A 12,924-nucleotide genomic window follows, 5' to 3' on the forward strand; every position below is an offset into this window, starting at 1 on the left:
TGGTGAAGTCGTACCACTCGATGACGCTGCCGATGGTGCTGGACGTCAAGGTTCTCGACGCCGACGAGACCCCGGCACGCGTCGTTGCGTTGGAGGACATGCGCGGTGCGCCTTTCGGTGTGGCTGGTCAGGACCGGGCGAAAGCGTTGGGCGCCCAGGGCAATTCGGCGCCGCCGAACTTCGCGGCCCGAACGTCGCCGGAGCGGGCGTGGCCCTCGAACAGCTCGACGCGGGCCGCGCGGCCGCACACCTCGCCGAGCTGCGCGCTGGAGGCCGGGTCGGTGACTTCCTGGTAGGTCACGGTCTTGAGGTACTTGCCGACCCAGAGCCCACCGGTGTAGCGGGCCGCACCGCGGGTGGGCAGCACGTGGTTGGTGCCGATGACCTTGTCGCCGTAGGACACGCAGGTGCCCTCGCCCAGGAACAGCGCGCCGTAGTTGCGCATCTTCTCCAGCGCCTCGCGCGGCTGCGCGGTGAGGATCTGGACGTGCTCACTGGCGTAGGTGTCGGCCAATTCGTAAGCGGCGCCGAGGTTTTCGACGACGTGCACCTCGCCGTGGTCGCGCCAGGCCGCTTCGGCGTTGTCGCGGGTGGGCATCTCCGGCAGCAGCTCGTCGACGTGCTGGAGGACCGAGCGTCCGAGCTCTTCCGAGGTGGTGATCAGCACCGCCGGCGAGTCCGGGCCGTGCTCGGCCTGGCTGAGCAGGTCCACCGCCACCACGAACGGGTCGGCGGTCTCGTCCGCCACGATCAGGACCTCGGTGGGGCCGGCGAACAGGTCGATGCCGATCTCGCCGAACAGCTGCCGCTTGGCCTCCGCGACGAAGGCGTTGCCGGGCCCGGCCAGCATGTCCACCGGCGCGATGGTCTCGGTGCCCAGCGCCATGCTCACCACCGCCTGCACACCGCCGAGCAGGTAGATCTCGTCGGCACCGGCCAGGTGCATGGCGGCCACGGTGGCGTCCGGGACCTCGCCGCGGATCGGCGGCGTGCAGGCCACCACCCGCGGGACCCCGGCGGTCTTGGCGGTCAGGATCGTCATGTGCGCCGACGCCAGCAGCGGGTACCGCCCGCCCGGCACGTACGCCCCGGCCGCGGAGACCGGGATGTGCTTCTGCCCCAGGTGGACGCCGGGCAGGGTCTCCACCTCGAACTCCTGCATCGACGCGAGCTGCCGCTCGGCGAAGTTGCGCACCTGCTGCTGGACGAACTCGATGTCGTCGATGACCTGCTGCGGAACGCGCGCGATGATCTCGTCGATCTGCTCGGCCGACAGCCGGAACGACTCGGGCTGCCAGTTGTCGAACTTCTCCGAGTACTCGCGAACCGCCTGGTCACCGCGGGTGCGGATGTCGGAGACGATCGCCGCGACCTTCTCCTGCACGTCGGGCGAGGAGGTCGTGGTCCCCGCCGAGGTGGTGGCCGGGGCTTTGAGCGAGACAACCATGGGTTCCGTGATCCCTTCCGATGTTTACGTACACATCGAACCATAGGCCGCTAGCATGTTTACGTAAACCAGCAGGGCCAACTCCCTCGATACAGACCTCGGAGGTGCTCGGTGGTCACCAGCCGCGACGTAGCGCAGCTGGCCGGCGTTTCGCAGATGACGGTGTCCCGCGTCCTGCAGGGCAGCGACAAGGTCGCCGCCGCGACCCGGGAGCGCGTCCTGGCCGCGATGCAGGAGGCCGGCTACCGCCCCCACGCCGCAGCGCGCACCATGCGGACCCGGCGCACCTCGACCGTCGGCGTCGTGGTCGCCGACATCACCAACCCCTTCTACCCGCAGCTGCTGGAAGCGGTCGGCCAGGCACTGGAGGCGGCCTGTCAGCGCATGGTGCTCTGGAACGCACCCGATCCCGGCGGATCGAGCGCCCTGCAAGCGCTGGACGAGGGCACGGTCGACGGGCTGATCTTCACCACCATCACCGAGGGGTCGGACCAGCTCGCCGACGCGCTCCAGCGGGGCGAGCCGATCGTGCTGCTGCACCGCGGACTGGACTCGCTGGACTGCGACCAGGTCACCACCGACAACCTCACCGGCGGCCGGGCGGTGGCCGACTACCTGGTCGCCACCGGGCACACCCGGATCGGCTTCCTGCAGGGCCCCGAGCTGACCAGCACCGCCCGGCACCGCGAGCGCGGATTCCGCGACCGCCTGGCCGAACTCGGCCACCCGCTGGCCGCGGAGCTCACCGGCCAGGGCGGGTTCGCCCACGACCTCGCCCGCTCGGCGATGCGCGAGCTCCTCGCGCAGGACGACCCGCCCACGGCGGTCTTCTGCGCCAACGACCTGACCGCGCTCGGCGCGGTCGACGGCGCGGTGTCGATGGGCCGGCGCGTCCCCGAGGACGTGTGGGTGATCGGCTACGACGACATCGCGATGGCGTCGTGGGATTCCTACGACATCACCACGGTCCGCCAGCCCATCGCGGAGATGGCCCGCGCCGCCGTGCACCTCCTGCTGGAACGCGTCGACGACCGCTCGCTGCCGCCCCGGAAGGAGCAGTTCCCCAGCGAACTCGTGGTCCGCAGCTCCACGGCGCGCACCGAGGTCCGCTGAACGTCAGTCGTTCAGCGCGACCAGTTCCGGTGCTGCGCGGCCGGTTTCGCGAAGGTGGCGGTGGAATTCCGCCAGCGCCGTGGTGACGTGCGCGTCGCGGCGGCGCACGAACACGGTCGCGGATCTCGCGTCGACGGGCGCCGGTCGGTGCATGCGGAGCCGGGGGCGCAGTTCGGAGCGTTCGACCACCTCGCGGGGCATCATCGTGATCCCGAGTCCGGCGGCGACGCAGCCGAGGATCCCTTCGACGGTGCCGTAGTCGAGGACCTTCGGTTCCACCCCGCGCGACCTGGCAACGGCTTCGAGACCGCGCCGGTAGGCGCACCCCGCGCGGAAGACGAGCAGCCGGGCGCCGTTGGGGCTGCGCAGGGCGTCGTCGAGGTCGCGGTGGCGCACTGCGGTGACGACCGCCATCTCCTCGGTGAAGACCTCGTCCTCGTGCAGGTCTGCGTCGTTCACCGGTCCCGCGACGAGAGCTCCGTCCAGTGCGTGCTCCTTGACCATGACCACCAGCGAATCGGTGGGGCCGGTGAGCACGGACAGGTCGACGTCCGGCCAGGCCGCGGTGTAGGACTCGAGGACGGGCGGGAGCCGGAGACCGGCCGTGGAGTCCATCGCTCCGATCCGCAGCGGGCCGCTGGGCGTCTCGTCCCGGACGACGCGGGCGGCCTCGTCCGCCAGCGAGGTGATCCGCCGGGCGTAGTCGAGCAGCTGCTCCCCCGCCGAGGTCAGGGCGACGCCCCGAGCGTGCCGTCGGAGGAGGGTCGCCCCGAGCTCTCGTTCCAGCCCCGCGATGCGCGCGCTGATGCTGGACTGCACGGTGTGCAGTTCCGCGGCCGCGCGCGTGATGCCGCCGGTGCGCGCCACCGCGACGAAGATCCGCAGGTCGGACAGCTCCACGCGTTCTCCCGAGATCGAGGGTTCGCCTGTGGCGATGGCAGCGTTCGCCACTCATCGTTGGACACGATGGCAGGTGCAGCCTAGCGTCCTCCGTGCACCTCGGACTTCGGATCGACAGCTGGGAGAGCAGTGGTGGCGGGACAGCAAGTGCAGCAACGGGTTCAGGACTTCTGCGCGCGCTTCGGCCTGCGGGTGCCGATCCTGGAAGCACCGATGGCCGGAGCCTGCCCGCCCGCGCTGGCGATCGCGGTGGCCGAAGCCGGTGGGCTCGGCGCGAACGGCGTGGTGCTCGACCAGCCGGAACGCATCGCCGACTGGATGGCGGAGTTCCGCGCCGGGACGAACGGCCCGTGCCAGCTCAACACCTGGATCCCGGACGAGCCGGTGGACGCGCCGGACCGGGTGCGGGCGGCCGAGCAGTTCCTGAACCGGTTCGGCGAAGCGGGCGAGCCCGCGGGGCCCGGGCCGGTCTTCGCCGAGCAGTGCGAGGCGATGCTGGCCGCCCGGCCTGCGGTCATCTCGTCGATCATGGGCCTGTTCGAGCCCGACTACGTCGAGCGGCTGCACCGCGAGGGCATCGCGTGGTTCGCCTGCGCGACCAACATCGCCGATGCGATGGCCGCCCAGGAAGCCGGTGCGGATGCCGTCGTCGCCCAGGGCATGGAAGCCGGCGGGCACCGGGGCAGCTTCGACCCGCAGACCGCCGAGCAGATCGACGTCGGCCTGTTCTCCCTGCTCCCCTACCTGGCCGACCGGCTGCGGGTTCCCATCATCGCCGCTGGTGGCATCACCGATGGCCGCGGCGTGGCGGCCGCGCTGGCCCTCGGCGCGAGCGCGGTCCAGGTGGGAACCGCGCTGCTGCGCTCCCCCGAGGCCGGCATCGACCCGGCCTGGTCCGCCGCCATGGAGGGGCTGTCCCCGGAGCAGACGATCCCCACCCGCGCCTACTCCGGCCGCCTCGGACGCGCGGTGCCGACGCAGTTCGTGGAGGCGTGGACCGGCGACGGAGCTCCCCTGCCCGCCCCCTACCCCGACCAGCGACGACTGGTGGGCCAGTGGCGCCGGGGCGGTGCCCGGGTCGACCGCGCCAACAACTGGGCCGGTCAGAGCGCGGCCCTCGCCACCACGGCACCCGCGGGGGAGATCATCGAGCGCATGTGGGCGGACGCCCGCGAGCTGCTCGCCTGAACCGCGGTCAGCAGATGACGAAGCCCCGCACCTGAGGCGCGGGGCTTCGTCGTCCGGTTCCTCGCTCAGGCGCCGGAATCGAAGGCGAACACAGCACCGCCCCCGGAAGCGACGACCGCGTCACCGGTGAACGCGAAGAAGGTGTTGGCAGCACCGGGAGCGACGATGAAGGTGGGGGATTCGGCAGCCGAAGCGACCCCGGTGCCCACGAGGGCGAGTCCGGCGGTGAGGATCGCGACAGCAGCTGCACGCAAGCGCATTGTGAAACTCCTTGACGTTTCGGAACGAAGCGCCTCGATCTTGCTGTCCGCCCCGGCCCCTCGCCCGCCGCACCACCAAGTCGATCGACGCCCAGGAGGGTGAGCCGGAGCAGCAGGCCCTCACGCATCCGGCACTGGGAAGACCTGCGGTTCGTGGCCCTTGTAAGCGGTGAGCACCTCGCGCACCGAACCGCGCATCCGGATCCTCCCCTCGTCCATCCAGATCGCCGTCGTGCACAGCTCCAGCAGCAGTTCGTCGACGTGCGATGCGAACACCAGCAGCCCTGATCGAGCGACCAGGTCCACCATGCGCTGCCGCGCCTTGGCGATGAAGGCGGCGTCGACCGCACCCAGGCCTTCGTCGAGGATCAGGATCTCCGGGTCGATCGTGGTGACCACGCCGAGCGCCAGCCGAACCCGCATGCCCGCCGAGTAGGTCCGCAGCGGCATGTGCAGGTAGTCGCCGAGTTCGGTGAACTCCGCGATGTCCTCGGCCCGCTCCCGCATCTGCCGTCGGGTCATCCCGAGGAACAGACCGCGGACGATGATGTTCTCGTACCCGGAGACCTCCGGATCCATCCCGACGCCCAGGTCGAAGACCGGCGCGACGCTCCCCTCGATCCGGGCGGTCCCGCGCGTGGGCTCGTAGATGCCCGACAGCAGGCGCAACAAGGTCGACTTCCCCGCCCCGTTGTGCCCGACCAGGGCGACCCGGTCGCCGTCGGTCAGCGACAGCGTGATGTCGTGCAGCGCCTCGATGACCGGCACCTTCGCCCCGGTGCCGATCCGGCCGCCGACCTTGCCGAAGACCTTCTTCTTCAGCGATCGCGTCTTGGCGTCGAAGATCGGGAAGTCGACGCAAGCGCCGCGCACCTCGATGTTGACCATGCTCTGGACCCGCTCCCGCCGCAGTGCCGGACTGAATGCGAACGGAAATTACCATTCGCATCTGACCGGTGGTCCGCACCCCTCGCGGCGAGCGGTAACGTCCGGGGAGTGAGCGCTCAGCACGCCGAGCCCGGCTTCCGACCCCCGCAGCAGGCCCGCAGCCGGGAATCCCTGCAGAAGGTGCTGACCTCCGCTGAGCACGTCCTGAGCACCGGCGGCATCGACGAGTTCACCGTCGCAGCGGTCGCCGAGCACGCGGGCGTGTCGGTCGGCGCGATCTACCGCCGCTTCACCGGCAAGGAGCAACTCCTGAAAGCGGTGAAGGACGACCTGCTCAAACAGCTGGAAACCGGTGTCGCCGAAGCACTTCGCGCGGCCTCCCCCGGCCTGCGCGGTGCCATCGGCGCCTTCACCGATGCGATGGCGCGCACCTTCTCCGGTCGCACCCGGGCCTTCCCGGAGCTGCTCGGCGGGCAGCCCGCGGAAGGCGTCGAACGCGGTCTTCAAGCGCTCGAGACGATCCAGCGGGCGCTCGTCGAATCCGCTGAGCCCTACCTGGACGACGTGGCACAGCACGATCCGCGGAACGCCGTGCGGTTCGCCGCGCGCAGCATCATCGGCTCCTGCGTGCACCGGGCCGCCACCTGCCAGTCGTGGCCGGACGGCCTGTCCTGGCAGGCGTGGGCGGACGCGACGACCGAGATGGCCATGACCTACCTGGCCTCCCGCCCGCAGGAACCGTCCGAGGTCGAGTAGCGGTTCGGTCACACCGCTTTGACCGGGACTCCTTCGGTGGTGAAGCGGTCGACGAGTTCGCCGGGGGCCGTGGAGTCGGTCAGGAGCATGTCGATCGAGGCCGTCGGGCAGATGTGGGCGAAGGCCGTCCGGCCGAGCTTGGAGCTGTCCGCGACCACGACCACCTGGTCTGCTCGTTCGGTCATGAGGCGGTTGATGTTCGCCTCTCCCTCGTTGTGCGCGAACGCCCCGCGGGTCGGGTCGACCGCGTCGACGCCGAGGAACACGATGTCGAGGGTGATCTCCTGGAGCAGGTGGGTGCCGAGCGGGCCGGTGAGCTCGAAGGACTGCGGTCGCGCCACGCCTCCGGTGACCACGGTCTTCACCTGGGGTCGCACGACGAGCTCGTTGGCGATGTTCAGGGCGTTGGTGACGATGGTCAGCGAGGTGCCGCTGTCACCGAGGTCCGCGCGGGCCACCAGGCTGCGTGCGATCTCGGTCGTCGTCGTGCCGCCGTTGACCCCGACCACCGCACCGGGGGCGACCATCGCCGCCGCTGCTCGGGCGATACGTTCCTTCTCGCGGGCGTTCCGGGCGGCCTTGTAGCGCAGCGGCAGGTCGTAGGCGATGTTCTGCGCCACGGCCCCACCTCGGGTTCGGGTCAGCAGTTGCTGCTCCGCGAGGTGGTCGAGGTCGCGGCGGACCGTGGCCGCGGAGGCCTCGAGCTCGGTGGCGATCTCCTCCACGGAGACCTTGCCACGCTCCCCGAGCAGGTCGAGCAACGCGGACAGCCGCGCGTGCCGGTCCATCGGTATCCCTCATTCCTCGGCCGTACGCAGGATCGATCAGCCAGTATCGCGCACGACCGATCACCTGATCACAGGTGCTCGACCTCGATGCGGTCGGCGATGTCGCGGAACACCCGGTGGTCGAGCTCGCCCGCGACAGGTGCCGCTGCTGCAGCCGCAGACCAGGCCACGGCACGGCGCAGGCGAGCGGGCCAGGGCTCCTGACGCTCGATGCCGGCGGCCAACGCCGCTACCGCCGCGTCACCTGCGCCCGTCGGGTTTCCGCTCACTGCGAAGGGAGGCGCTGCGCGCCAGACGCCTTCACCGGTGACCGTCAGCATCCCGTCCGGGCCGAGGGAGACGACCACAGCCGCCGCGCCGCGCTCGCGCAGCTGCTGAGCTCCCGCCAGCGGGTCGTCGTGTCCCGTGGTTTCGCGGAGTTCAGCGGCATTGGGCTTGACGACGTCGGCTCCCGCTTCTGCCGCGGCGAGCAGTGCGGGACCGGCGGTGTCGACCACCGCTAGTACCGCACGGGCATGGGCGTCCCGGACCAGTTCGGCGTAGCTGTCCACAGTGCACCCGGGCGGCAGGCTCCCCGAGCACACGAGAACCGACGCACCGTCCAACCGCGCAGCGACGAGTTCCCGGAACCGCCGCCAGTCCGCTTCTCCCAGGTGGCTGCCGGGTTCGTTGAACAGCGTCGCTTCTCCCGGAGTGCCCTCGTCGGCGACCACCGCGATGGTCCGGCGGGTGGGCCCGGATACCGGCAGCAAGGAGTGCTCGATGCCCGCCGCGGTGAGGTCATCGCGAACCGCGTCGCCTAGCGCGCCTCCGACGGGAGCGGTGGCGAGCGTGGCGATGCCCTGGTCGTGCAGCACCCTGCTGACGTTGAGCCCTTTGCCGCCGGCGCGTTCGTGGACGCTGCGGACGCGGTGGGAGGCACCGATGCCGACGTGCTCCACTCGGTAGCTGATGTCCAGCGCCGGGTTCGGGGTGACGGTGACGATCATCCGCGCTCCGAGCCGGTTTCGAAGCGCAGGACTCCGAGCAGGCGCGCGGTTTCCGCGGCGAGGGCTTCCCGGCCCGCGGTGAGGTACTTGCGCGGATCGACCAGGTCCGGCTTGGCCGCCAGGACCTCCCGCGCCGCCTCGGTGAACGTCTTGTTCAGGTGCGTCGAGATGTTGATCTTCGTCATTCCACTGCGGATCGCGGCGCCGAGGTCGTCGTCGGAAACACCCGAAGACCCGTGCAGCACGAGCGGAACGTCCAGTGCCTCGTTCAGCCGCTCGATGAGCTCGAAGTCGAGCGCGGCATCACGCGTCACCATCGTGTGCGAGGTACCGACCGCCACGGCCAGCGCGTCCACGCCGGTGGCGGCCACGTAGTCCGCGGCCTCACCGGGGTCGGTGCGGACGCCCGGCGCGTGGACGCCGTCCTTGCCGCCGACCTCGCCGAGCTCCGCTTCGATCCACAGGCCAGCGTCGTGGCAGCGGGTCGCGACCGCGCGCGTGCGGGCCACGTTCTCCTCGTAGGGCTGCTTCGAGGCGTCGAACATGACCGAGCCGAAACCGAGCTCGATGGCCTCGCCGACCAGTTCTTCGGACTCGGCGTGGTCCAGGTGCACGGCCACCGGCACCTCCGCCTTGCGGGCGCGGGCCAGCGTCGCGAGCGCGATCGGTTCGAGCCCGCCGTGGTAGCGCACGCAGTTCTCGCTGATCTGCAGCACCACCGGGGCACCCGCGCGTTCCGCTCCGGACACCAGGCCGTCGGCGTGCTCCAGCCCGATGACGTTGAACGCGCCGACCCCGAGACCTGCGCGGACGGCGGCCTCGACGACGCTGCCGGTGCTGACCAAAGGCATGACTACTCCCCCTCTTCCCCGTGGTTGTGGTTCACCAGCTCGGCAGCGAGCAGCGCCGCGCCGAGGCTGCCCGCGCGATCGCCGAGAGCTGCGGGCACGATCCGCGGTGCGCGCGCGAGGTTCCAGTCCGCGTCCAAGCGGCGGGTGAGCGGATCGAACAGCATCGGCCCTGCCTGCGACAGACCTCCGCCCACGACAACGACTTCCGGCGCCAGCAGCGCGGTGATCCAGATCAGCGCGCTGCCCAGGGCGTCGACCGCCTCGTCCCAGACAGCGGTCGCGACCGGGTCTCCAGCGGCGACCCGCTGCGCGACGTCCGCTGATCCGGCCACCGGAATTCCGGTCCGTTCCTGGTAGCTCCGACTGATCGCGGCAGCGGAGGCCACCGTCTCCAGCCGGGCACCGCCGACCGGGACCTGCCCGATCTCACCGGCATATCCGCCTCCGGCGTGCAGCCGACCGGCCTGCACGTACGCCGCCGAGATGCCGGTGCCGACCGGGAGGAACACGGCGTCATCGGCATCGCGCGCGGCGCCGAGCTGTTGTTCCGCCAGAGCCCCGGCCCGGACGTCGTGACCGAAGGCCACCGGCATTCCGAGCCGAGCCCCGAGCAGCGAGGCGAACGGGACGTCCGACCACCCCAGATTCGCCGAGAACACCGCAACACCGCGGGATTCGTCCACGATCCCGGGAACGACGAGCCCGACGGCCGTCGGCGCGACGCGCGAGGACAGCTCGGTGACCAGCGAACACGCCAGGTCCAGCACCTGCTCGACCGTGTCGAGCGAGGGCGGTGGTGTCGTGCCACGCCGCTGCGCCAACACTGCCCCCGAGGCGTCGACCAGGACCGCTTTCGTCTCGGTCCCTCCCACGTCGACACCGATCACGGGGCCGTGAAGGTTCACACCTCGTCCAGGACGATCGACCGGGTCAGGTTGCGGGGCTGGTCCGGGTTCAGGTCGCGCCCGACCGCAGCGGCCACCGCGACTCGCTGCGCGAGCACCAGGTGCGCCATCGGATCGCGCTGCCCGCTGTCGACGAAATCCGCGCCGGCAGCGGAGATCTCGGCGGCGAGCCCGGTCGGGGCCTCGCCGAACATCCAGGTCGTCCGGCCGGGTTCGGCGATGCTGATCGGACCGTGCCGGTACTCCATGGCCGGGTAGGCCTCGGACCACAGACCAGCCGCTTCCCGCACCTTCAGCGCCGCCTCGTGCGCCAGCCCGACCGTCCAGCCCGTCCCCAGGAACGTGATCTGCTCGCTGGTCGGCAGCGCACCGAGCTCGGTGTTCAGCACGGCGCGCGCATCCGAGACGGCGCTGGTCAGGTCCTCGCCGAGCGAAGCGCGGAGCAGGGCCAGGGCGGTCGTCGCGAAGCGCGTCTGCACCACGGACTGCTCATCTGCGAACTCCAGCCCGATCAACTCGTCGCAGACCTCCGCGATGGGCGCGTCGGGGACCGCGGTGATCGCCACCGCGGGAGTCGTCCCCTTCAGCTGCCGCAGGAGTTCGAGCACCTCCGTGGTCGTTCCCGAGCGGCTGATCACCAGCACGCGGTCGTAGGAGCGGCCGAGCGGCACCTCTGAGGCGGGGAACGCGTCCGTGACGCCTTGACCAGCGGATTCCCGCAGGGCCGCGTAGGCCATGGCCATGAACCAGGATGTGCCGCACCCGGCCACCGCGACCCGCTCGCCGCGCGCGGGCAGCACCCCCGCCACCTCCTGGGCCAGCTCCGATGCGCGCAGCCAGCACTCCGGCTGGCTGTCGATCTCGCTGTCCACGAGGTATCCGCCAGTCGCCATCAAAGCCCTCCAAGACCGTCGATCTCCGCGGCGCGCGTCGTCCTCCGCGCACCACTTCGCCAGACTAGATGCACAAAAGTGATTCAACAAGCATCCGTTCAATCATTAGCAATCATCGAGATCGACGAAGCGGCCACCAGGCAAAAGCCGCCCGTAGCACTCCGGACACGTGATGTCACGGGACGGGACCGGCTTCCGGCCGATGTGGATCTGGGTAGTGACAGCCACCACGGGCCACGTTAATAATGACCCAACTTGCATGAAGTTGCTCGATAAATCGGATTAACGAGCACACATGCGCAAGCTCGTTGTCTGAGCAAGGGAGAGCAACAGATGGCCCAGAAGCTCCGGAGGCGGCTGGTGCTCGCTGCCGGGATGTGCCTGGCGCTGCTGGCGGGCTGCGGCGCGCACGACACCGGCAGCGCGCGGGTGCTGCAGGTCGCGCAGTACCCCGACCCGGATGAGCTGAACTCGCAGCAGGACGAGGGCAGCCAGGTCTACATGGGACTGTGCGAACCGCTGGTCGGGCTCGGTTTCGCCGATGCCGGCGACATCCGGATGCGCGGTGCGGAACGCATCGACACCGCCGACGGCCGGGTGTGGACGATCAAGCTGCGCCCCGGCCGGAAGTTCCACAACGGCGAACCGATCAGCGCGCAGACCTACGCCGACACCTGGAACGCCGTCTCCTACGGACCCAACGCCTACAAGGCGAGCTCGACCTTCAGCGCCATCGACGGCTACGACGAGCTCAACGAGGACGAGCCGAAGCGCGACACGCTGCGCGGGCTGGAAGTGCTCGACGAGCTGACCCTGCGGGTCACGCTCACCAAGCCCGACTACGACTTCCCGAAGATCATCGCCTCCTACAGCGCCTGCCCGATCCCGAAGGAAGGCTTGGCCGATCCGACCGGCTACTCGCAGGCGCCGATCGGCAACGGCCCCTACCGCTTCGTCCGCTGGGACCGCAACGAGCGGATCGTGCTGCAGCGCTGGCACGACTACCAGGGCGAGCTTCCGCCGGACGCGGCCGAGGAGATCCACTTCAATATCTACCAGTCGCAGGACACCGCTTACCGCGACGTGCAGGCCGGGCAGCTCGACGTTCTGCGCAACATGCCCGGCGGCCTGCTCCAGGACGCCCGCAACCAGCTCGGCGACACCGGGCTGTTCACCATCCCGCAGCAGCGGCAGATCACCCAGATGCTGATCCCCGACTACGTCGAGTCGTTGCACGATCCGCGGCTGCGCAAGGCGATTTCGCTGTCGCTCGACCGCGACGCGATGGCCGGGGCGCTGATGCGCGGGTCGGCGACGCCCGCGCGTTCCCTGCTGGTCAGCGCCGTCGGTCCGGCCTACCGGGCCGACGCCTGCGCGGACTGCCGGTTCGATCCGGACCGGGCTCGCCAGCTCGTGGCCGAGGCCGGCGGATTCCGGGAGCCCGTGGTCATCTGGTACTCCAACACCGGCGGCGGTGGCGGCACCGAGATGTCGCAGGTCGCGCTGGCGATCGCCAACGCGCTGCGGCAGGAGCTGGGCGCCGACGTCCGGTTGAGGCCGGTGCTGCCCGCCCAGCTCAAGCAGGCGCAGAACGACGGAACGCTGACCGGTCCGGCGCTGAGCTTGTGGGGCGACATCTACCCCAGCCCCGACCAGTACCTGGGCATGTTCCGCGAGGGCGGCGACGGCAACGAGTACACCCAGTACGACAACCCCCGTGCCAACGAGCTGATCAACCAGGCGCTGGGCACCGGTGACGAGCAGCAGGCGGCGCAGCTCTGGCAGCGCGCCGAGGACCTGATCCTCGCCGACATGCCCGCGATCCCGCTCTACTACCCGGCCATCTACGCCGCGCACACGCCGTGCGCCACACCGGAAACGCTGGGCGGCGACCTGCAGTACTACCTGACCGCGTTCAAGTGCGGCCCCGGCCGCGAGGAGTGAGG

The 12,924-nt window shown here is 70.4% G+C and carries 13 protein-coding genes; 4 read left to right on the forward strand and 9 right to left on the reverse strand.

Features of this window, described 5'->3' with window-relative positions; all coding sequences use genetic code 11:
- Window positions 1-127 precede the first annotated feature (127 nt).
- On the reverse strand, window positions 128-1,447 hold the full coding sequence (gene hisD / locus OU415_RS32015; RefSeq protein ID WP_270953228.1) for a histidinol dehydrogenase: 1,320 nt from the start codon (window positions 1,445-1,447) through the stop codon (window positions 128-130).
- A gap of 111 nt (window positions 1,448-1,558) precedes the next feature.
- Here hisD and OU415_RS32020 point away from each other — a divergent pair, with 111 nt between their 5' ends.
- Window positions 1,559-2,560, forward strand: a complete 1,002-nt coding sequence (locus tag OU415_RS32020; RefSeq protein WP_270953229.1) for a LacI family DNA-binding transcriptional regulator — start codon at window positions 1,559-1,561, stop codon at window positions 2,558-2,560.
- A gap of 3 nt (window positions 2,561-2,563) precedes the next feature.
- On the opposite strand, the gene OU415_RS32025 is transcribed toward OU415_RS32020, so the two are convergent.
- A complete protein-coding gene (locus OU415_RS32025) occupies window positions 2,564-3,460 on the reverse strand; it encodes a LysR substrate-binding domain-containing protein (RefSeq protein ID WP_270953230.1) in 897 nt (298 codons plus the stop codon).
- A gap of 132 nt (window positions 3,461-3,592) precedes the next feature.
- Here OU415_RS32025 and OU415_RS32030 point away from each other — a divergent pair, with 132 nt between their 5' ends.
- Window positions 3,593-4,648, forward strand: a complete 1,056-nt coding sequence (locus OU415_RS32030; RefSeq protein WP_270953232.1) for an NAD(P)H-dependent flavin oxidoreductase — start codon at window positions 3,593-3,595, stop codon at window positions 4,646-4,648.
- A gap of 65 nt (window positions 4,649-4,713) precedes the next feature.
- On the opposite strand, the gene OU415_RS32035 is transcribed toward OU415_RS32030, so the two are convergent.
- Together OU415_RS32035 and wzt are read right to left on the reverse strand one after the other, a co-directional pair.
- Window positions 4,714-4,908, reverse strand: a complete 195-nt coding sequence (locus tag OU415_RS32035) for a hypothetical protein (RefSeq protein WP_270953233.1) — start codon at window positions 4,906-4,908, stop codon at window positions 4,714-4,716.
- Between the two features lie 120 nt (window positions 4,909-5,028).
- On the reverse strand, window positions 5,029-5,796 hold the full coding sequence (wzt, locus tag OU415_RS32040) for a galactan export ABC transporter ATP-binding subunit Wzt/RfbE (RefSeq protein WP_270953234.1): 768 nt from the start codon (window positions 5,794-5,796) through the stop codon (window positions 5,029-5,031).
- Between the two features lie 108 nt (window positions 5,797-5,904).
- On the opposite strand from wzt, the gene OU415_RS32045 reads away from it, so the two are divergent.
- On the forward strand, window positions 5,905-6,552 hold the full coding sequence (locus OU415_RS32045; protein ID WP_270953235.1) for a TetR/AcrR family transcriptional regulator: 648 nt from the start codon (window positions 5,905-5,907) through the stop codon (window positions 6,550-6,552).
- Window positions 6,553-6,560: 8 nt separating this feature from the next.
- On the opposite strand, the gene OU415_RS32050 is transcribed toward OU415_RS32045, so the two are convergent.
- The 5 genes from OU415_RS32050 to OU415_RS32070 form a co-directional block, all read right to left on the reverse strand.
- On the reverse strand, window positions 6,561-7,340 hold the full coding sequence (locus tag OU415_RS32050; RefSeq protein ID WP_270953236.1) for a DeoR/GlpR family DNA-binding transcription regulator: 780 nt from the start codon (window positions 7,338-7,340) through the stop codon (window positions 6,561-6,563).
- Window positions 7,341-7,408: 68 nt separating this feature from the next.
- A complete protein-coding gene (locus OU415_RS32055; RefSeq protein WP_270953237.1) occupies window positions 7,409-8,329 on the reverse strand; it encodes a 1-phosphofructokinase family hexose kinase in 921 nt (306 codons plus the stop codon).
- Window positions 8,326-9,180 (reverse strand): class II fructose-bisphosphate aldolase, encoded by an 855-nt coding sequence (locus OU415_RS32060; RefSeq protein WP_270953238.1) that lies wholly within the window; start codon window positions 9,178-9,180, stop codon window positions 8,326-8,328. Before OU415_RS32060 ends, OU415_RS32055 begins: the two co-directional genes overlap by 4 nt.
- 2 nt (window positions 9,181-9,182) lie before the next feature.
- The gene (locus OU415_RS32065) at window positions 9,183-10,085 is read right to left on the reverse strand and encodes an ROK family protein (protein ID WP_408641950.1); all 903 of its coding nucleotides are present in this window, start codon (window positions 10,083-10,085) and stop codon (window positions 9,183-9,185) included.
- On the reverse strand, window positions 10,082-10,978 hold the full coding sequence (locus tag OU415_RS32070) for an SIS domain-containing protein (protein WP_270953240.1): 897 nt from the start codon (window positions 10,976-10,978) through the stop codon (window positions 10,082-10,084). The genes OU415_RS32065 and OU415_RS32070 overlap by 4 nt, the downstream gene beginning before the upstream one ends.
- Window positions 10,979-11,311: 333 nt before the next feature.
- On the opposite strand from OU415_RS32070, the gene OU415_RS32075 reads away from it, so the two are divergent.
- On the forward strand, window positions 11,312-12,922 hold the full coding sequence (locus tag OU415_RS32075; RefSeq protein ID WP_270953241.1) for a peptide ABC transporter substrate-binding protein: 1,611 nt from the start codon (window positions 11,312-11,314) through the stop codon (window positions 12,920-12,922).
- Window positions 12,923-12,924 lie beyond the last annotated feature (2 nt).

This window comes from Saccharopolyspora oryzae (genome assembly GCF_027853915.1).
Lineage (GTDB): Bacteria > Actinomycetota > Actinomycetes > Mycobacteriales > Pseudonocardiaceae > Saccharopolyspora > Saccharopolyspora oryzae.

Excerpts from the sequence above, each read along its gene's own strand:
- hisD (WP_270953228.1), bottom strand. The coding sequence starts at position 1,447 with ATGGTTGTCTCGCTCAAAGCCCCGGCCACCACCTCGGCGGGGACCACG.
- OU415_RS32035 (WP_270953233.1), bottom strand. The coding sequence starts at position 4,908 with ATGCGCTTGCGTGCAGCTGCTGTCGCGATCCTCACCGCCGGACTCGCC.
- wzt (WP_270953234.1), bottom strand. The coding sequence starts at position 5,796 with ATGGTCAACATCGAGGTGCGCGGCGCTTGCGTCGACTTCCCGATCTTC.
- OU415_RS32050 (WP_270953236.1), bottom strand. The coding sequence starts at position 7,340 with ATGGACCGGCACGCGCGGCTGTCCGCGTTGCTCGACCTGCTCGGGGAG.
- OU415_RS32055 (WP_270953237.1), bottom strand. The coding sequence starts at position 8,329 with ATGATCGTCACCGTCACCCCGAACCCGGCGCTGGACATCAGCTACCGA.
- OU415_RS32060 (WP_270953238.1), bottom strand. The coding sequence starts at position 9,180 with ATGCCTTTGGTCAGCACCGGCAGCGTCGTCGAGGCCGCCGTCCGCGCA.
- OU415_RS32070 (WP_270953240.1), bottom strand. The coding sequence starts at position 10,978 with ATGGCGACTGGCGGATACCTCGTGGACAGCGAGATCGACAGCCAGCCG.
- OU415_RS32075 (WP_270953241.1), top strand. The coding sequence starts at position 11,312 with ATGGCCCAGAAGCTCCGGAGGCGGCTGGTGCTCGCTGCCGGGATGTGC.